17 protein-coding genes are annotated in these 17,858 nt (G+C 55.2%); 8 read left to right on the plus strand and 9 right to left on the minus strand.

Features of this window, described 5'->3' with window-relative positions:
- Nucleotides 1-45 precede the first annotated feature (45 nt).
- Together F456_RS0112470 and F456_RS0112475 are read right to left on the minus strand one after the other, a co-directional pair.
- Nucleotides 46-1,026 (minus strand): aldo/keto reductase, encoded by a 981-nt coding sequence (locus F456_RS0112470; RefSeq protein ID WP_018977371.1) that lies wholly within the window; start codon nucleotides 1,024-1,026, stop codon nucleotides 46-48.
- 57 nt (nucleotides 1,027-1,083) lie between these two features.
- Nucleotides 1,084-1,662, minus strand: a complete 579-nt coding sequence (locus F456_RS0112475; RefSeq protein WP_018977372.1) for a class I SAM-dependent methyltransferase — start codon at nucleotides 1,660-1,662, stop codon at nucleotides 1,084-1,086.
- A 180-nt stretch (nucleotides 1,663-1,842) separates the two neighbouring features.
- On the opposite strand from F456_RS0112475, the gene F456_RS0112480 reads away from it, so the two are divergent.
- Nucleotides 1,843-2,577 (plus strand): YoaK family protein, encoded by a 735-nt coding sequence (locus tag F456_RS0112480; RefSeq protein WP_040925215.1) that lies wholly within the window; start codon nucleotides 1,843-1,845, stop codon nucleotides 2,575-2,577.
- Between the two features lie 64 nt (nucleotides 2,578-2,641).
- Here the strand turns inward: F456_RS0112480 and F456_RS0112485 are convergent, their stop codons facing one another.
- Complete coding sequence (locus tag F456_RS0112485) at nucleotides 2,642-3,628, minus strand: ABC transporter substrate-binding protein (RefSeq protein WP_018977374.1); 987 nt, start codon at nucleotides 3,626-3,628, stop codon at nucleotides 2,642-2,644.
- 430 nt (nucleotides 3,629-4,058) lie between these two features.
- Between F456_RS0112485 and F456_RS22510 the strand changes: the two genes are divergently transcribed.
- A complete protein-coding gene (locus tag F456_RS22510; protein WP_018977376.1) occupies nucleotides 4,059-5,264 on the plus strand; it encodes an amidohydrolase in 1,206 nt (401 codons plus the stop codon).
- 170 nt (nucleotides 5,265-5,434) lie between these two features.
- Here the strand turns inward: F456_RS22510 and F456_RS0112500 are convergent, their stop codons facing one another.
- Nucleotides 5,435-6,214, minus strand: coding sequence for a response regulator transcription factor (locus tag F456_RS0112500; protein ID WP_018977377.1), 780 nt, complete (start codon nucleotides 6,212-6,214; stop codon nucleotides 5,435-5,437).
- An 81-nt stretch (nucleotides 6,215-6,295) separates the two neighbouring features.
- Nucleotides 6,296-8,116: a cache domain-containing sensor histidine kinase gene (locus F456_RS0112505; RefSeq protein ID WP_169577843.1), complete on the minus strand. Its 1,821-nt coding sequence runs from the start codon at nucleotides 8,114-8,116 to the stop codon at nucleotides 6,296-6,298.
- Nucleotides 8,117-8,361: 245 nt separating this feature from the next.
- Between F456_RS0112505 and F456_RS0112515 the strand changes: the two genes are divergently transcribed.
- The 6 genes from F456_RS0112515 to F456_RS0112540 all read left to right on the plus strand — a co-directional run bounded on the left by F456_RS0112515 (nucleotide 8,362) and on the right by F456_RS0112540 (nucleotide 15,613).
- Complete coding sequence (locus tag F456_RS0112515; RefSeq protein ID WP_018977380.1) at nucleotides 8,362-9,390, plus strand: ABC transporter ATP-binding protein; 1,029 nt, start codon at nucleotides 8,362-8,364, stop codon at nucleotides 9,388-9,390.
- A complete protein-coding gene (locus F456_RS0112520; RefSeq protein WP_018977381.1) occupies nucleotides 9,387-10,406 on the plus strand; it encodes an ABC transporter ATP-binding protein in 1,020 nt (339 codons plus the stop codon). The genes F456_RS0112515 and F456_RS0112520 overlap by 4 nt, the downstream gene beginning before the upstream one ends.
- Nucleotides 10,407-10,445: 39 nt before the next feature.
- Nucleotides 10,446-11,396 carry an ABC transporter permease gene (locus F456_RS0112525; protein WP_018977382.1) on the plus strand — a complete coding sequence of 317 codons (951 nt, stop codon included), beginning with the start codon at nucleotides 10,446-10,448 and terminating at the stop codon, nucleotides 11,394-11,396.
- A 63-nt stretch (nucleotides 11,397-11,459) separates the two neighbouring features.
- Entirely contained in the window at nucleotides 11,460-12,371 is a 912-nt protein-coding gene (opp4C, locus tag F456_RS0112530) for an oligopeptide ABC transporter permease (RefSeq protein ID WP_018977383.1), read from the plus strand.
- A gap of 74 nt (nucleotides 12,372-12,445) precedes the next feature.
- A complete protein-coding gene (locus F456_RS0112535) occupies nucleotides 12,446-14,083 on the plus strand; it encodes an ABC transporter substrate-binding protein (RefSeq protein ID WP_018977384.1) in 1,638 nt (545 codons plus the stop codon).
- 69 nt (nucleotides 14,084-14,152) lie between these two features.
- Nucleotides 14,153-15,613: a M20 family metallopeptidase gene (locus tag F456_RS0112540; RefSeq protein WP_018977385.1), complete on the plus strand. Its 1,461-nt coding sequence runs from the start codon at nucleotides 14,153-14,155 to the stop codon at nucleotides 15,611-15,613.
- 58 nt (nucleotides 15,614-15,671) lie between these two features.
- On the opposite strand, the gene F456_RS24310 is transcribed toward F456_RS0112540, so the two are convergent.
- The 4 genes from F456_RS24310 to F456_RS0112560 all read right to left on the minus strand — a co-directional run bounded on the left by F456_RS24310 (nucleotide 15,672) and on the right by F456_RS0112560 (nucleotide 17,763).
- Nucleotides 15,672-15,836 (minus strand): hypothetical protein, encoded by a 165-nt coding sequence (locus F456_RS24310; protein WP_018977386.1) that lies wholly within the window; start codon nucleotides 15,834-15,836, stop codon nucleotides 15,672-15,674.
- A 38-nt stretch (nucleotides 15,837-15,874) separates the two neighbouring features.
- Nucleotides 15,875-16,075, minus strand: coding sequence for a hypothetical protein (locus tag F456_RS0112550; protein WP_018977387.1), 201 nt, complete (start codon nucleotides 16,073-16,075; stop codon nucleotides 15,875-15,877).
- Nucleotides 16,076-16,120: 45 nt separating this feature from the next.
- Nucleotides 16,121-16,732 carry an alpha/beta hydrolase gene (locus F456_RS0112555; RefSeq protein ID WP_018977388.1) on the minus strand — a complete coding sequence of 204 codons (612 nt, stop codon included), beginning with the start codon at nucleotides 16,730-16,732 and terminating at the stop codon, nucleotides 16,121-16,123.
- 77 nt (nucleotides 16,733-16,809) lie between these two features.
- Nucleotides 16,810-17,763: a ring-cleaving dioxygenase gene (locus F456_RS0112560; protein WP_018977389.1), complete on the minus strand. Its 954-nt coding sequence runs from the start codon at nucleotides 17,761-17,763 to the stop codon at nucleotides 16,810-16,812.
- Nucleotides 17,764-17,858: the final 95 nt, after the last annotated feature.

A 17,858-nucleotide genomic window follows, 5' to 3' on the forward strand; every position in this document is an offset into this window, starting at 1 on the left:
CAGGAGTTCTACAGGCACTCTGCAGGCTTTTTGTGAGCTGTTCATCTATCTATGCCCGATTACCGAATGAGGCACATAGGGTTCCTCCAGCCGCCGGATCTCTTCGTCTGTCAGTTTGACCGACAGTGCGGCCGCAGCATCCTCCAGATGATGAGGCTTGGTTGCGCCGACAATCGGAGCCGTAATCGGCCGCTTCTGCAGCACCCAAGCGAGCGCAATCTGTGCACGCGGTACGCCGCGTTCTTCAGCCACTTCGGCTACAGCTTCGACAACGCGGCGATCGGCATCCGCCGTCTTGTCATACAGCGTCTTGCCGAACTCATCCGTCTCGGAACGGGCACTGCTCTCTTCCCAGTCCCGTGTCAATCTGCCGCGTGCAAGCGGACTCCAAGGGATAACGCCGACGCCCTCCGCTTCGCATAACGGCAGCATTTCACGCTCCTCTTCACGGTAGAGCAGATTGACGTAATTCTGCATGCTGACGAACTTGGTCCATCCTTGCCGTTCAGCCGTATGCTGTGCTTTCAGAAACTGCCAAGCATACATCGATGAAGCGCCGATATAACGAACCTTGCCGGATTTGACCACATCATGCAGCGCCTCCATTGTTTCTTCGATCGGTGTATTGGGGTCCCAGCGATGAATTTGATATAAGTCGACATAGTCCATACCGAGCCGGCGCAGACTGTGATCGATCTCCGCCATAATGACTTTACGCGACAGCCCTCCGCCATTCGGTCCCTTGCGCATAATGCCATGCACTTTGGTCGCCACTACGACTTCGTCTCGATTCGCAAAATCCTTCAACGCACGGCCGACAATTTCTTCGCTAGTACCATCCGAATATACATTCGCCGTATCGAAAAAGTTAATGCCCAGTTCAAGCGCTTTTTTAATGAACGGACGACTCTCTTCCTCGCCCAATGTCCACGCATGTGATCCACGATCAGGCTCTCCATAGCTCATGCAGCCGAGACATAACCTTGAGACATCAAGCCCTGTTTGACCCAATTTGACATATTCCATTGATTAATCGCTCCTTTGGTTTGAACATCATTGGATAATCTCCTGCAGCTGAACCTCTTATACCCGCACATCCAATGGATGCCGGTTGACTCTATACACATACACTTTGGTTCGGTTCATATCGCCGCATACCTCCACTGATTCCGGCTCCCAGTCTTCCAGAGCAAAAAATACACTCACAATTCGCGATCCGTCCTTCGCCCGCTCTTTAAGCACCGGGGTCAAACGACGCATTGCCGCAGGATGCAGGTAGCAGACGACCAAATCCGCTTCTTCGTACGGATACTGAAAAAGGTCGCCGCGCCTAAATTGCAGCCGCGACTGCGGAAGCCGATTCGCCCATTGAAGCAGACGTGATGCCAGCAGCGGGACGAGCGAATTTTCGATTCCGGTTACCCGGCACATAGGGAATCTCCGCGATAGATTAAGTGCCAGTGTACCGAAACCCGAACCGGCTTCGACGATCTCGCTGCGATCTGCCAATATTCCGATCTCACGCATAACGGTTCGACGTACCGGCCGACTCGTTGGCATCGGCGTAATTCCGTTGCGTATGCTCGAACCTACAATGAGAAGCAGAAGCAGCAGAACGATAGCGGCAAGTGTCCAGCTCAGAATCAGATACAATTCATGCAAAAGCAAGCCTCCCTTCCGACATCCAGACACCTTGTGCTCTTTTTTGGTTCTCTCTAAATCATAACCCTTTTTGCTCCAATTGCCTTCCTTTCGAATTCTTTTACTTTCTTTTCTGTATTTTCTTGAATTCCTGACGTTTTCTTGCGAAAATCGGATAGGGGTTCAAAAGATCGGAAAGGAATGAATATATTGCACGTCAAAACTTGGCGCAGCGGCATTCTTATGCTGCTGTGCATGTCGGCCGGCATCGTCGACGTTATCGGCTACATTCATCTGGGCCGCGTCTTCACAGCAAACATGACCGGCAACATTGTCATTCTGGGCATGTCTTTCGCCCACGTAGCTGAACTCTCCTTCCTACGTGCGGCATTGGCCTGCCTCGGCTTTATCGCAGGCAACGCTGCCGCAGCCATGCTGCTTAGCGGGAACAAAGCCAAAGGATTTTGGCCGGCACGAATTACATTGATTCTGCTGATTGAGTTAGTGTTCTACCTCCTCTTCGCATGGCTGGCGGGTCCAGTTATGAGCGAAACGCTGCTGCATGTGCTGATTATCCTGCTTAGCAGTGCGATGGGCATGCAGACGACCGCAGCCCGCAAGCTCGGTATCGCAGGAATTTCCACAACCGTACTGACTAACAATTTGGCGAGCGTAATCGAAGATATTGTCGCCTACTTCCGCAAACGCTTCGGCGCTTCGGAGAAAACGGTCAAGATCAGCGGCGATACTTGGCTTCGCTTTATCGCCGTCCTTATTTACTGCTTAGGTGCTCTAGTCGCCGGTGTTGCTGAAGTTACCCTCGCTTTCAGCGCAATCTGGATTCCAATTCTGGTGATGGTGATCATCCTGATTATTGCCCTGAAGCTGTTCCGCGGTCTTGATGAGAACGGGGACCGTATTCCTCCTCATTCCTGACCTAACAAAAAGACGAAGCCACAAGGCTTCGTCTTTTTGTTGTTCGTCTAAATATTCGATTCTGTTATTTCGACTCTCCCAGGAACCCTTTTTCAAAAATACCGAGCAGGTTCTCAAGTGTTGTCGGATCACTGTAGGAAGCGGCTCTCGTTTCAAATTCGATCACGTGGCCTTCTTTGACAGCAGGAATTTGTTTCCAGACTTCGGAGTTCATCATTTCGCTGTCCATATCCAATCTGCGGCTGACCGCGATGAAATCTCCCATATATTCAGGCAGCACTTCGAGCGACAATGCATAGTATCCGTCCGCCGATACAGCTTTACTTACCGGCTCAGGCATCTTCAGATCCATGGCCTGATACAAAATCTCTGTACCGCGGGCCCAACTGTCACCCATTACATAAGCGCTTTTTCCATCGACTTCGATAACAGATACGGTTACATCATCGCCATACTTGGCTTTGACCTTATCGCCAATATCCGCGGCTCTCTTCGAGAAATCATCCACCCATTGACGGGCTTCCTCTTCCTTGCCCAAGAGCTTACCAATTTCCACCTGCTGCTCCAGATAATCCAGTTTGCCCCAAGTGTATACGACCGTAGGTGCAATTTTGTTCAACTGATCCAGATTCTTAGTCGTCGAACCGGCAATGATCAGATCGGGAGTCTGAGCAGCTATGCTCTCCGGCTCTTCTTCCGATACGACTGCCACGTCTTTGAGCATATCCGTGAACAGCGGATTGGCACCCGTCCACTGATCGACACCGACCAGAGGAACGCCCAACGACAGTACGTTAGGCGCACTGCTCAACGCTACGATCCGAGTCGGATTGGCTGGGATTTCGACCGGGCCTGTCTCGGACTCGTAAGTAACGGTTCCCGACTGCTCGGCTGCGGCATCTTTGTTCGTCGATCCTGTCGAAGCCGATGCTTCCGTACCCGTTTCCGTGGATGCTGTGTTTGTTCCATTCTGCGCAGCACTGCCGCAGGCGCTCAGGACGAGCATGAACAGCAGCACAAAAGCTGCCGCCAAGTAAGATTTCTTTTTCATTAGCAGGATGTCCCCCCAAAATTTTGACTGTATGTATCTGAAGCGATGATAATGATTATCACATTCACTAGAAGTTTAGACTTCCCGGTGTCTAATGTCAATAAAGAAACAAAAAAGAGCATCTATGTGGTGTCTTATGTATTGAAATGAACCGTCAGCCAAACAAGACTTTTACAGGTTCCTCTTTTATGTCAATCACACACCCCTTTTCCAAATCATTCACCCCCTCTACTTTCGCTTTCGCAAAATCACAACAATCAAGGACACGAAACTCAAGCAAAAGCTATTTCGTCTTCCTCCCGCTGCTTTTACACTAGAGTCATGGAAGCCTTCGGTTTTCCGATCCAGACTCTATGTATCGATTTGAATGGTACATGAACCTGTAGGAACCGGCGGCCGAACCATCCAACTTGGTGGAAAGGGTGATCTCATGGAAAAATGGAACGCAAGACTGGCCGAGCTGGAAGAAACGATGATCGAATGGAGACGTCATCTGCACCGCAATCCGGAAATCTCGTTCCACGAAACGGCGACCGCCGCTTTCGTCGCGGAAACGCTGAACGGCTTCGGCGGCATCGAAGTCCGGACGGGCGTCGGCGGAAATGGAGTCGTCGGTACGATCCGCGGCGCCAAGCCGGGACGTACCATCGCCCTGCGCGCCGATTTCGACGCCCTGCCGATTCAAGACGAGAAGGACGTGCCGTATAAGTCGACGGCTCCCGGCGTCATGCACGCCTGCGGACACGACGGCCACACAGCCGCGCTGCTCGCGGTCGCCAAAGTGCTGAGCGAGCATCGGGACGACCTCGAAGGCAATGTGGTGCTGCTGCATCAGCATGCGGAAGAAGCCCCTCCGGGAGGCGCCAAAGCGATGATCGAGGACGGCTGCCTTGACGGCGTGGACGAAGTGTACGGCATCCATCTCGCTTCGCTGCAGCCTTACGGCACGATCGGCTATAAGCACGGTTACCTGACGGCCAGCGCGGATCTGTTCGAAATTCTTATTCAAGGCAAGGGCGGCCACGGCGCTTCGCCGCATCAGACGATCGATGCGGTCGCGCTCGGCGCCCAGCTGATTACCGAACTGCAGCTGCTCGTCAGCCGCAGGGTCGATCCGATTCATCCAGCCGTACTCACCGTCGGCTCGTTCCATGCCGGTTCGGCGCACAACGTAATCGCCGATCAGGCCAAGATGACCGGAACGGTCCGCACCTTCCAGGAAGAAGCCCGCGACACGATCGAACAGGGGATCCGCGCGCTGTCCGAAGGACTATGCGGCGCTTTCGGGGCCAGCTGCGAAGTGGCATATATGAGAGGCTATCCGGCAACTTTCAATCATCAAAAAGAGACGGACGAGTTCATTCGCATCTTGAGCGAACGTCAGATCGGTAAGCTGATCGAACTTCCGGCCATGATGGGCGGCGAAGACTTCTCGTATTATCTGCAGCACAAACCGGGCTCTTTCATTATGGTCGGAGCCGGATTCGACGACCGGGAGAACTTCCCTCATCATCATCCAAAGTTCGACTTCGACGAGCGCGCACTCATGGTATCCGCAAGGGCTTTCCTTGCCCTCGTAGATGAACGCTTAAGCGCGGAGTACGCGCCAGAAGAAGCCGAAGCGGCTTCGGTATAATAACGGAGAACCTGCCGGCAGCGGCCGCATAATCGAATTCTTTATTGAACGCGCAGCGGCCTAACTTTAACGCAAAAAAACCGGGACATCTTATGTCCTGGTTTTTTGCATCATTGAAGATAGATAAGCTTCTGTCAATAGATGGATAAGCTTCTGTCAATTCTTCTTGCTTACCTTTTCAGCTCGAGGCTCAAATCCTGACGAAATTCCCGCGGTGTCTTGCCGAAGCGGCGCTTAAACGAACGGGTGAAATTTTTCGGATTCTGGTAGCCGACCGCCTCGCTCACTTCATACGTGCGGCAGTCGCCCTGCTCCAGCATCCCTGCCGCCCGCAGCATTCGCACGTCGTTCAGATATTCCGAAAAGTTAATTCCTGTTTTCTGTTTGAAATATTTGCTTACGTAAGTCGGATTCATCCGTACGGTCAAGGCCGAGCCTTCCAGCGTCGCTTCCGGGCAGTTCTCCTCAATATAGCGTACGATCCGCATGATGATCGGGTCGGCCGCCCCTTCCCTCAGAGGAAATACCGGTCCGTTTTCTCGCACAGGCTCTTCTGCAGCCCCCGATTTTAGCTCCCGGTCCATCGTTTCTTTGAGCGTCGTGAAAATATCCTTCAGTTCCTGATACCTCGTCGGCTTGAGTATGTAGCTGCGCACTCCAAATTCCATCGCCCGGCAGGCCGCGTCGAAATCCCGGTGCGCGCTTAAAAAGATGATCCGCGTAGGAGATTTTTGTTTATGCAAGTATTTGGCCACCTCGATTCCGGTCATGACCGGCATCATCACATCACACAGCAGTACGTCGACCGAATGGCAGCCGATATACTCCAATGCTTCGAGCCCGTTCTGCGCGAATCCGTCTACTTCGAACCCCAGCTCTCCCCATGGAAAGTAATTTCCCAATCCATGTCTGATTTCTGCTTCGTCATCCGCAATTAGCAGCTTATACATGCATCAACCTCCCTTTTTTGAGAGATTATATAACACCGTTAACAATTCTTCAATAACTCCATATGAAAATTACAGAAAAATTTACACAGCCTTTTCACCTTGATCCTTTTTATTCCCTGTCCTCCCTTCCTCTACTCGGCCTGCTGCGGGAATTTCGACTTTGACCAACGTTCCTACCCCCGGCTTGCTGTAAACGCGCAGTCCCGAACCCGGCCCGTAAGCCAAAAGCAGCCTTTTATGCGTATTGAATACGCCGATATGCGCCGACTGGCCGAACGGACCGTTTAGATTGCCGCGAAGCTCTTCCAGGCGTTGAAGGGACATGCCCTTTCCGTTATCGGAAACCGATAAGCAGAGCCGGCCTTCCCGTTCGTAAATTTTAATCTTGATCAATCCGTCGCGTCGTCCGTGAAGTCCGTGGACAAGACTGTTTTCAATCAGAGGCTGCAGCAGCAGCTTCAGGATGCGAATCTCCTTTCCCTGCGCCCGGCAATCCCAGCGGACGTCGAATGCTTCCCCGATCCGCATGCGCTGAATAGCAATATAAGATTCGGTATACCGGATTTCTTCTTCTACAGTAATATACTTTTCCTCCAGATCGAGTGCGCCTCTCAGAATACTGCCCAGCTGCTCGATCATTTCCGTCAGGTCGTTGTCCATTCCTCCCGCCAGTGCCGCGGCTTTCCATTTGATCGACTCCAGCGTATTCAGCAGAAAATGAGGATTCAACTGCGACTGCAGCGCGCTCAGCTCCATCAACTCGTTCAAAGCCTGCCGCCTGTCGAGCTGCGTTTTTAAGTACTTTTTTTCCAAGAAATTCGCCAGAATCTGCTGCACGATATAGCCGTTTACGTCGTCCTTGCCTGCACGCGCCGCCGGTTCCGTCCCCTGCTCGGCGTCATGCAGCATATCCACGATATGCCGGATGCTTCGAACGTTGCGCCGGGCGAAATGCAGGCTGACGCTTACCGCCGCCAGAATCGAGAGCACCGATGCCAGTACCATGTAAAGCGCCAGCCGGATTGGCAGTTCGTACAGCGCCTTGTTCGGCGTGACCGATACGAAGCGAAGACCATAGTCCGCCGACCGCAGTTCGCTGACATCGTACCCGAGCACCGATTCGCCGTAAAGCAGCTCCGGGCGCTTTGGATCAAACGCCGCCCGCCCTGCGCCGGAATTGGCCAGCCCTTCTTCCTGCGCGATGATCCGCCCGTCCAAACCCGCGATCAACAGATGCTGGTCCGTCGAAGTCGGCAGCAGCGCCAATTTTTCCTTCAAATAATCGAGGCGAACATTAAGCACAATGACCGAGTCGTTTTCCCCCTCGATGTCAAGCATCTGATACAGCGAAATGATGTCCGTGCGGAAGCTGGGCAGCCCGTACTTGTCAAAAGAACGGGATTCGGTCCACTGCTTCTCGCCGGTGCCGCCGCGATGCGCCGCATAGCTTTCGTACCAGCCTGCATCATAGGTATCTTCGAATGCCATCATGCCTCCGGTCGTAGAAGAAATAAAGCGTCCGCGCCCGTTTTCCACATACACGTAAATCGATTCGATATAAGGACGGGCAATGGCGGGCGAATCGATGAAATTTTTGAAAGAAGCCAACTTGCGGTAGTCTTCGGCTTCGGGCAGCGGCTCGTTCAGCATCTTCCTTAGCCGGTCGAATTCCAGCGCGCTCGATACCGCATGCATATGGAGCGTATCCAGCTCTTCAAACAGCAGCTCCACATCGGCCTGCATACGGTTCAGCACGTTCCGATTGGCGGACTGCGCTTCAATGCCTACATATCGCTGAATAATGCCGATCGACAAGCCGCCCAACATGACGAGCGGGATCAAAACCGGAAGCATGAATGACGAAAGGTTGCGAATAAAAAAAGTTCTGTAAATTTTCTTCACATAAACCTCACCTTTCATTTGTCGTTTCATGACGCTTTAAGTCGATTATATCTGCTTGCGCTGTAACGTTAAAGGATAAAAAACGATCCTTTTCTAAAGAAACGAACCCTTTTTCCACGATTTCTTTCATATCCTCTGCAAACCAGGACCCAAAAACCAATCCAAATCACTTTCAGAAAAGATCATCTCTCCTTACAATGAGGACAACAACGAAAGCTATCCTGACATAAGAGAGGAGCAACCCGATGAACGATCTGCTTGAAGTGGACGGTATTGAAACGGTATTTCGTACGGAGCGAGGAGAAGTAACGTCCGTCGACGGCGTCAGCTTTCGGCTGAAAGCGGGCGAAACGCTCGGCATCGTCGGCGAATCCGGCTGCGGCAAAAGCGTGACCTCGCTTTCCATCATGCGGCTGCTGGGCAAAAACGGCTCGATTCGCAAAGGCGAAATTCGACTGAACGGCCGCAGCATCACCGGGCTTGCCGAATCGGCCATGCGACGCATCCGCGGCAGCGAGGTATCGATGATCTTCCAGGATCCGATGACGTCGCTCAATCCCGTCTATACGATCGGCAGCCAGCTGACGGAGTCCATCGCGCTTCATCTCAAGCTAAAGGGCAAGGAAGCTCGGAAACACGCCGTCGACATGCTGCGCAAGGTAGGCATCTCGCGGCCTGAAGAAATTATGAACGAATATCCGCACAAGCTGTCCGGCGGCATGCGGCAGCGGGTGATGATTGCCATTGCTCTCTCCTGCAAGCCGAAGCTGCTGATTGCCGACGAGCCGACGACGGCGCTCGACGTAACGATCCAAGCGCAGATTCTCGACCTGATGAAAAAGCTGCGCGAAGAGACCGGCACCGCAATCATGCTCATCACCCATGATTTAGGTGTCGTCGCCGAAATGGCCGACCGGGTCATCGTCATGTACGCCGGCCAGGTCGTCGAAGAAGCGGACGTATTTACGCTGTTTGACAAACCGCTGCACCCGTACACGATAGGACTCATGGGATCGATTCCTCATCTGGATGCGGACGACGAGGAGGCGCTGTCTTCGATCCCGGGTACCGTTCCTCCGCTGCAGAACATGCCGCCGGGCTGCCGCTTTCATACCCGCTGTCCGCTGGCAAACGAGAAATGCGCGGCCGAACGGCCGCCCTTGATGGAGCTGGCGCCGGGACACCAGGTACGCTGCTGGGCCGCGCAGAGCGACATCGGATCGGCCGCGCCGTACGCAGCCTTAAATCTGGAAACGAGAGGAGCGACGACATGATCGAATTCGACGAACTTCCTATCAAGGCCCCGCTTCCCGAAACGGCCAGCACGCTGCTGCAATTGGATAATCTCAAGACCTATTATCCGATCCGCAAGGGGCTGCTTGCGCGTACCAAAGGATACGTGAAAGCGGTCGACGGCGTCAGCCTCGATATTCGCGAAGGCGAAACGCTCGGCCTGGTTGGCGAGTCCGGGTGCGGCAAGTCGACAATCGGACGAACTATTCTGCGGCTGGAGGAGTCGACCGGAGGCGCGATCCGCTATCGTGGCGAAAACATTACCTCCTACCCGATCGCAAAAATGCGTCCGCTGCGCACGGAAATGCAGATGATTTTCCAAGATCCCTTTTCTTCGCTCAATCCGTGGATGCGGGTCAAAGATATTCTTAAAGAACCGATGCTCGCACACGGAAAAGCGACGAACGCCACGGCGGAAGCCGAAGTGGACCGGCTGCTCGACGCCGTCGGTATTCCCCGTTCATACAAGGACCGCTTCGCCCACGAATTCTCCGGCGGTCAGCGTCAGCGGATCGGCATTGCCCGGGCCCTGTCGCTGAATCCGAAATTCATCGTATGCGACGAACCGGTATCTGCGCTGGACGTATCGATCCAGGCGCAGGTGCTGAATCTGCTGAAGGAGCTCCAGAAAGAGCTGGGATTGACCTACCTGTTTATCGCCCACGGCCTGGGAGCGGTCAAATACATCAGCACCCGGATCGCGGTCATGTACCTCGGCAAAGTGGTCGAGATCGGAACCCGGGACGAAATCTTCCGCAGCCCGAAGCATCCGTATACCCGGGTGCTGCTGAATGCCTATCCCGTGCCGAATCCGCATCTAAGGGGCAGGGAAAAGATCGTCGTTCAGGGCGACGTTCCTTCGCCGGCCAATCCGCCGTCCGGCTGCCGCTTCCATACCCGCTGCCCCTTCGTGCAGGAACGCTGCCGCGTCGAAGAACCGATGCTCGCGGCGGAAGGAAGCGGCGGCCACGCAGCGGCCTGCCACTTCGCTCTCTGATTCGCGCTTCAAAAATCCGATCCCAAGGAGGTTCCCCGCATGTTGACTTATATCGCGCGCCGACTGCTTATCTTCATTCCCGTGCTGCTCGGCATTACGATCATCAACTTCATTATCGTCAATATGGCGCCTGGCAATCCGGTCGATATGTACATCGATCCGAATATGTCGCCGGAAATCGCCGAAGCGAAGAAGGAGGCGCTTGGCTTGAACGATCCGCTGATTGTCCAATACGGCAAATGGCTCGGCACGCTGCTAACCGGGGATCTCGGCTATTCGATGAGTTCCTACGCGCCGGTAGCGCAGCTGGTCGGCGAACGGATCATGCCGACCGTTACGCTCGGCCTCGCCTCCCTGATTCTCGCGCTCCTGATCGCAGTTCCACTGGGCATTTTGAGCGCGCTGAAGCAGAACACGAAAATCGATTATCTCGTCACCGGATTGTCCTTCATCGGCACTTCGATTCCGAACTTCTTCCTGGGACTCGCGCTTATCTATATCTTCGCCGTTAATCTGGGCGTGCTGCCGACCGGCGGCATGCAGCAGCTCGGCGGTGACGGCGGGCTTCAGGACCGGATTATGCACCTTATTCTGCCGACGATCGTGCTGGCGACAGGCATTGCCGGCCGAAAAGTCCGCTACGTCCGCGCCAGCATGCTCGAAGTGCTGAAGCAGGATTATCTCCGTACCGCCCGTTCCAAAGGAGTCCACGAATTTTGGGTGACGAACAAGCATGCGCTGCGCAATGCCCTGCTGCCGATCATTACCGTCGTCGGCATGGAGATTCCGCTTCTGCTCGGCGGCGCAATCATCACCGAGCAGATCTTCCAGTGGCCCGGCATCGGCCAGCTAACGCTGCAGTCCATGATGTCACGCGATTATCCGACGATCATGGCGCTTAATCTTATCGCTGCCATCGCCGTGCTCGGCTCCAACCTGTTGACGGACATTCTGTACTCCGCGGCCGACCCTCGCATCAAGGTGAGCTGAATTCCGAACCGAAGCCGTGCAGCCCTGTTCCGTTGCTTCGCCCACTCTTTAAGGAGGTGTCCCATGTCCACGACCAAACTTCAAGCGCTTGCGCCGGGCGGCATTCAAACGGCGCCCGAAGCGGATGCCGGACAATCCGAGAGCCGGTTTCGCCAACTGTCCGGCCGCTTCGTCCGCAACAAGATGGCGGTAGCCGGATTGATTTTCTGCATACTGCTGTTCGCCGTCGGCATTTTCGCCCCGCTGCTGCAGCCGTACCCGCCGGATCAGGTGACCGGGGACTTCTCCGCTCCGCCGAGTTCGGCGCATCTGCTAGGAACCGACCAGATCGGCCGCGACGTGCTCAGCCGCCTGATCTCGGCAACCCAGATTTCGCTGCTCGTCGGCTTCGCTACCGTCGCGATTTATGTTGCGTTCGGTACGCTGGTCGGACTGCTGTCCGCCTATTATGGAGGCTGGATCGATACGGTATTCATGCGCATTACCGATATGTTCATGGCTTTTCCGTTTATGATGGTCATTCTGGTCGTCGTCAGCGTCGTCGGGCCAAGCCTGCTGACCATCATCGGCGTGCTCGCCCTGTTCTCCTGGCCGGGCATTGCCCGCCTGGTACGCGGAAGCGTGCTGTCGCTGAAACAGGCCGATCACGTCCGGGCTGCCGTCTCGTTGGGGCTCAAAACGCCGCGCATCATCCGGCAGCATATTTTTCCCGGCGCGCTGGCTCCGATCATCGTCAACGCCACTTTCGGCGTCGCCTCCGCGATTCTGACGGAATCCGGCCTGAGCTTTCTCGGCATGGGCGTCCAGCCGCCGACCGCCAGCTGGGGCAATATGCTCAGCGAAGCGCAGTCGATCTCCGTGCTAAGCGGCCAACCTTGGCTGTGGCTTCCTTCCGGCCTGGCCATCCTGCTGACGGTGCTCGCGATCAACTTCGTCGGCGACGGCCTGCGCGACGCGCTTGATCCGAAACAGTAAGACGCCGCGCAAGCCGTCTCACATAAGTGTCATCCGCATCTCATTACATCCGAATCGCTTAGGGGGCCATAACCATGATGGATAAAAAACGAAAATTCACGGGACTTCTGATGACGACCGCACTTGCACTGGCTTTGTCGGCCTGCGGGGGGGGCGGCGGCTACTCCACAACGAACGAAGCCGCGGCAGACGAACCCTCTTCAAGCGGCGCTTCGGGAAGCGGCACGGCAGTCATCGGCATCGTCAACCCGCCGACAACATTCAACCCGATCAATCCGAACGATACGGCTTCGACACAGGCAATTTCCGTCATGAACGACAGCCTGATGGTCGTAAACGAGCAGTTGGAGCTTGAGCCGAGACTCGCCGAATCCGTTGAAACCGAAGACAATCAGACGTTTACAGTGCATATTCAGGATAAGGCGGTCTGGAACGACGGAACCGACTTCACGTCCAAGGACGTCGAGTACACGCTGAACATGATCGGCAATCCGAGCGTAACGACCAATATCAACCTGTCCTTCATTGAAGGTTTGAACGACTCCGGCAAGCTGGAAGCCGGCCAGGATTCCGTTTCCGGCTTCAAGAGCGTGGACGACAAGACTTTTACCATCACCACCAAGTACCCGGTCGAGATCACTTACTTCAATGACAGCTTCAGCGGCAAAATCCGCTTCCTGCCGGAACACATTCTGAAGGACACGGCTCCCGAAGAACTGGACAAGAGTCCGTACATGCAGAATCCGACCGTTTCGATCGGACAGTTCAGCTTCGTCAAGTTTGCCAAAGACCAGTACGTCCAGTACAAAGCGAACGACAGCTATTACCTGGGCGCGCCCAAGCTGTCCGAACTGTACCTCAAAATCTTGACCGCGCCGAATCTGGTCGCGCAGCTTCAAACGGGAGAAGTCGATGCCAACATGGACCGTACGGGCCTGATTCCGGTCGAAGACTTCGAAAAAGTATCGAACATGACCAACGTTTCCGCCGAGTTCTCTCCGATCAGCACGCCGGTATCTGTCATGTTCAACGTCAATAAAATGACCGATCCCGAAGTGCGCAAGGCACTGGAGTTAGCCGTTAACCGTCCGCAAATCGTCGAAAAGCTGTTGAAAGGCAACGGCGAGATCGTCGACAACATGCTGCCGAGCACCCATCCTTTCTACGACAGCAGCGTCGAGCCGTACGCTTACGATCCGGAAGGCGCCAAGCAGATGCTGGAAGATGCCGGCTGGGACTTCAACCAGACGATCCAACTCTCTGTTCCGGTCGGCAACAAAGTCCGCGAACAGGCCGCTGAGCTGATGGCCGCCGACTGGAAATCGATCGGCCTGCTGGTCGAAATCCAGAAGTTCGACTTCCCGACGCTGCTGCAGAAGCTCGTCTCAAACGACTACGAAGTCGGCCTCGTCACGATCCCGTATACCGCCGATCCAAGCTCGGTCTACAACTTCTTCACGCCGAACAGCGCGATGAATATGACCGGAATCGACGATCCGAAACTGAATTCCCTAATCGAACAAGGAGCCATGGAGACGGATACCGAAGCGCGTAAGGAAGTCTACTCCCAAATCCAGCAGTACTTCCACGAGAACGTTCCGCAGTTCGCCATGTACGTCGACAAGCTGATGATGGTTCGTTCGAACAGCCTGGACGGCGAAGTTGGCCCTGACATGTTGAACCGGCTCTATCTATGGGAAAAGAGTGAATAAACGTTTTGGTTGAACGAAACGCGGGGACCGACTTCAGTCCCCTCCAAATTCGAGAAAGCGGGTGAGCGCATGCGTCTTGCAGAAACGGTATCGGAGTTAGTGGAACGGAAAAAGGAACTTTTCACCGACGCGAGCGATCGGGTATGGGAATTTGCGGAGATTCGTTACGAGGAATTCCGTTCGGCAGAACTGCTGAGCGAACTGCTCGAACGGGAAGGATTCCGGGTGGAGCGGGAAGCCGCCGGCATTCGAACCGCATTTGTCGCCAGCTTCGGCAGCGGCGGCCCGGTAATCGCCTTATTGGGCGAATACGATGCGCTGGCGGGTCTCAGCCAGCAGGCCGGTTCGGACGAGCGCGATCCGCTCGTACCTGGCGGACACGGGCACGGCTGCGGGCACAACCTGCTCGGCACCGGCGCGCTGGCCGCGGCAGTAGCCGTCAAAGATTACATGACCGCCAACAACCTGCCCGGTACCGTGCGCTTCTACGGCTGCCCGGCTGAAGAGAGCGGCGCCGGCAAAACGTTCATGGCCCGCAGCGGCCTGTTTGACGATGTGGACATCGCCGTGACTTGGCATCCCGGCAGCAGCAATGCCGTCATGCAGGTGACGTCGCTGGCGACGACAACCGTGCGCTTCCGCTTCCTCGGCAAAAGCACGCATGCCGCGGCCGATCCGCACTTGGGACGAAGCGCGCTCGATTCGGTGGAATTGATGAACGTGGGCGTCAACTATATGCGCGAGCACATGATCGACCAGGCCCGCATCCATTATGCCGTGATCAACACGGGCGGAAGCGCCCCGAACGTCGTTCAGTCCGAAGCCGAAGTGCTGTATTCCATTCGGGCGCCGAAATCGGCGCAGGTACGCGAACTATTTGAGCGAGTCAAAGACGTCGCCCGCGGCGCTGCGCTGATGAGCGGCACACGCATGGAATTTTCCGTGACCGGCGCCACTTCCGACCTGCTGCCGAATCCCGCTCTGGAGCGGGTTCTACACCGCCATATGGAAGAGATCTCGCCTCCCGTACCGGCGCCTGAAGAAATCGAATTCGCCAAGCGCATCTTCGCTTCGATTCCCGAGCCGGACAAACGGTCCGCTGCCGGCCGAATGAGCCGGGAAAAAACCGAGGCGCTGCAGCATAATCCTCTGCTGCCGTCCCTTGCCCCGCTGATCGAAGGCAGCGTGCCGATGTCGGCCTCGACGGACGTGGGTGACGTCAGTTGGTTGGTGCCGACGGTGCAGTGCACGACGGCTACCTGGGCGTTTGCGACGCCGGGCCATTCTTGGCAGATCGTCGCTCAGGGCCGATCTTCGTACGCGCACAAAGCGATGCTCTATGCTGGCAAAGCGATGGCCGCCACCGCCATCGAAGCGCTGCTTGATCCGGAACTGATCCGGGCGGCGAAGCGCGATCTGGAGCTGCAGCTGGCGGACGATCCATACATTTGTCCGATTCCAGACCATGTCTACCCGCCTCAGCCGGAAAAGCCGCTCGCCCTGCAGGAAGCACTGACGGCTCCGCTGTAAGTTCGCGGCTGCCTGCAGCTCGGTCGCCACATATAAAAGCCCGGAAAACGCGTCCGCTTCAGGCGGAGTCGTTTTCCGGGCTTTCCTGCGTTTCTTGCGCAGGGATCGGACCGATGGGAATGCCGAATTCGCCGCGGAAACGAGCGAAGCTTCCAAATGCTTCGTATCGCTCGGACGATTCCACAGCAGGCCGCCGCTGCCGACCCGGCGCAGCACCTACCATTCGTAATACTCCGCATCCCTGCCTCTCCTGCTTGCCCGTCAGCCCTTGAACATTAGCCGGACCGCCGCCAGCAGCAGGCAGACCGACAGCACGCGCACGACGGCTTTCGCCGGAATTTTCGACGCGATTCGGGCGCCGATTTGTCCGCTGGCTAGCGCTCCGAGCGTGATCGGGCAAGGAACTACGCAGCCCGGCTTGAATTTGCTCGCCATTCCGCTTCCCGTTCTGACTTTTTTCATAAAAAAGAACCCTTCTATCCGAAGGGTTCTGCACATAAATGGGACTCAGCCTGCGAAATGTTCCGCGAACCAGCGGCGCGCACCTTCCGCTTCCGTCCGGGTCAGTTGGTGGCCGAAATGCTCCCAGTTCGCCGTGACGGATGCCCCGGCGCCTTCCAGCAGGCCAATCAATTCTTCCGTATTGACTGCCGGCACCATGCCGTCGTTGCGTCCCGCGCCGACAAAGACCTGAACGCCGCTCATATCCGGCAGCTCAAGGCCGCGCATCGGCACCATAGGATGATGCAGTGCCGCTCCCTTGAACGCGCCGTCAAAATGGAACATCAGGCTTGCAGCAATATTTGCGCCGTTCGAATAGCCGAGCGCCACGAGGTTGGAAACGTCGAAGCCGTACTGCTGCGCCGCCTCGTTCAGAAAATCGCGGACCTCGTTCGTCCGGAAGATCAGATCCTCCTCGTCAAATACGCCTTCCGCTAACCGGCGGAAGAAACGCGCCATGCCGTTCTCCGATACATTGCCTTTCAACGACAGCACCGAAGCTCCCGGAGCGACCATCTCCGCCAACGGAATCAAGTCCCGTTCTGTACCTCCTGTACCATGAAATACGATCACGGTCGGCAGATTGTCATTCGTGCCTTTTTGGAAAATATGCTGCATCTTTATCGTCTCCTCTCAACTCTCTCCGATTTCTTATCAACTTTTTTGTTTTTAATTCCTATTCCTAATTCCTGTTCTTACTTGCCGTTTTTCCAATCCGGTTCTCTCACTGTAATTGGCAGTAGTCCGTTCTCAATCTGCGTACGTTTGCTTTCGTACCACTCCGGCAGCATAAGTGTTTCGCCCAATGCTTCCGGTGCCTCATCCACTGTGAATCCCGGCGGGTCGGTCGCAATTTCGAACAAGATTCCGCCTTCTTCACGGAAGTATACGGCATTGAAGTACTGTCGGTCGACAACCGGAGTCGGTTGGAAACCTCCTCCGCTTACTGCACCGCGCCACATTTCATGCTCTTCAAAGTCTTTCGCACGCCAAGCGATATGGTGCACGGTCCCGGCTCCGCCCGCTCCATGCGGTACTGCGGAAGTTGGAAGATCGATTAAGTTGCCCAGATCTCCCGTCGCTCGGAAGCGGGCAAAGCCCGCGTACTCTCCGATTTTCTCCATGCCAAGTACCGATTCCAATGCATACGCTGTACGCTCCGGATTTACGCTGTACAGTACGGCTCCGCCGAAGCCTTTGATCGCTTTGTCTACCGGGATACCGGCGAACGACCAGGCCGATTGTGCCCCGCTTTCGCGCTCTACCAACTCAAGCTGAAGTCCTTCATGATCTTTGAACTGCAGGTACTGCTCGCCGAATCGTTCCGCTTCCGTAACTGAAATTCCTAAGCTCTGCAGACGGTTTTTCCAGAAGTCCAATGCTCCCTGCGGAATAACATAAGTGGTAAAGCCAACCTGCCCACCGCCGATCCGGCCTCTGCGCGCTCCAGGAAACGGGAAAAATGTAATGATTGTACCCGGCGCTCCCTCTTCGTTGCCGAAATACAGGTGATAGACATCGGGTGCATCAAAGTTAATTGTTTTTTTGACCAATCGAAGTCCCAGTACTCCTGCATAAAAGTCGACATTGGCCTGCGGGTCTCCTGCGAATGCTGTAATGTGGTGAATGCCTGCTGTTTGCAAAGTCATCATAATCTCTCCTTTTGATTTTCTTATTTTCTTATTTATTCATATCCAAAAATCTTTAATTCAAAGTATTTAACGTGCAAGATGCTTTTATTTAG

It is taken from the genome of Saccharibacillus kuerlensis DSM 22868 (genome assembly GCF_000378145.1).
Classification (GTDB): Bacteria; Bacillota; Bacilli; order Paenibacillales; family Paenibacillaceae; genus Saccharibacillus; species Saccharibacillus kuerlensis.

What these genes read in the sequence shown, in the direction of transcription:
- F456_RS0112470 (WP_018977371.1), bottom strand. Translation starts at nt 1,026, where the DNA reads ATGGAATATGTCAAATTGGGTCAAACAGGGCTTGATGTCTCAAGGTTA.
- F456_RS0112480 (WP_040925215.1), top strand. Translation starts at nt 1,843, where the DNA reads ATGAATATATTGCACGTCAAAACTTGGCGCAGCGGCATTCTTATGCTG.
- F456_RS0112485 (WP_018977374.1), bottom strand. Translation starts at nt 3,628, where the DNA reads ATGAAAAAGAAATCTTACTTGGCGGCAGCTTTTGTGCTGCTGTTCATG.
- F456_RS22510 (WP_018977376.1), top strand. Translation starts at nt 4,059, where the DNA reads ATGGAAAAATGGAACGCAAGACTGGCCGAGCTGGAAGAAACGATGATC.
- F456_RS0112500 (WP_018977377.1), bottom strand. Translation starts at nt 6,214, where the DNA reads ATGTATAAGCTGCTAATTGCGGATGACGAAGCAGAAATCAGACATGGA.
- F456_RS0112515 (WP_018977380.1), top strand. Translation starts at nt 8,362, where the DNA reads ATGAACGATCTGCTTGAAGTGGACGGTATTGAAACGGTATTTCGTACG.
- F456_RS0112520 (WP_018977381.1), top strand. Translation starts at nt 9,387, where the DNA reads ATGATCGAATTCGACGAACTTCCTATCAAGGCCCCGCTTCCCGAAACG.
- F456_RS0112525 (WP_018977382.1), top strand. Translation starts at nt 10,446, where the DNA reads ATGTTGACTTATATCGCGCGCCGACTGCTTATCTTCATTCCCGTGCTG.
- opp4C (WP_018977383.1), top strand. Translation starts at nt 11,460, where the DNA reads ATGTCCACGACCAAACTTCAAGCGCTTGCGCCGGGCGGCATTCAAACG.
- F456_RS0112535 (WP_018977384.1), top strand. Translation starts at nt 12,446, where the DNA reads ATGATGGATAAAAAACGAAAATTCACGGGACTTCTGATGACGACCGCA.
- F456_RS0112540 (WP_018977385.1), top strand. Translation starts at nt 14,153, where the DNA reads ATGCGTCTTGCAGAAACGGTATCGGAGTTAGTGGAACGGAAAAAGGAA.
- F456_RS24310 (WP_018977386.1), bottom strand. Translation starts at nt 15,836, where the DNA reads ATGGTAGGTGCTGCGCCGGGTCGGCAGCGGCGGCCTGCTGTGGAATCG.
- F456_RS0112550 (WP_018977387.1), bottom strand. Translation starts at nt 16,075, where the DNA reads ATGAAAAAAGTCAGAACGGGAAGCGGAATGGCGAGCAAATTCAAGCCG.
- F456_RS0112555 (WP_018977388.1), bottom strand. Translation starts at nt 16,732, where the DNA reads ATGCAGCATATTTTCCAAAAAGGCACGAATGACAATCTGCCGACCGTG.
- F456_RS0112560 (WP_018977389.1), bottom strand. Translation starts at nt 17,763, where the DNA reads ATGACTTTGCAAACAGCAGGCATTCACCACATTACAGCATTCGCAGGA.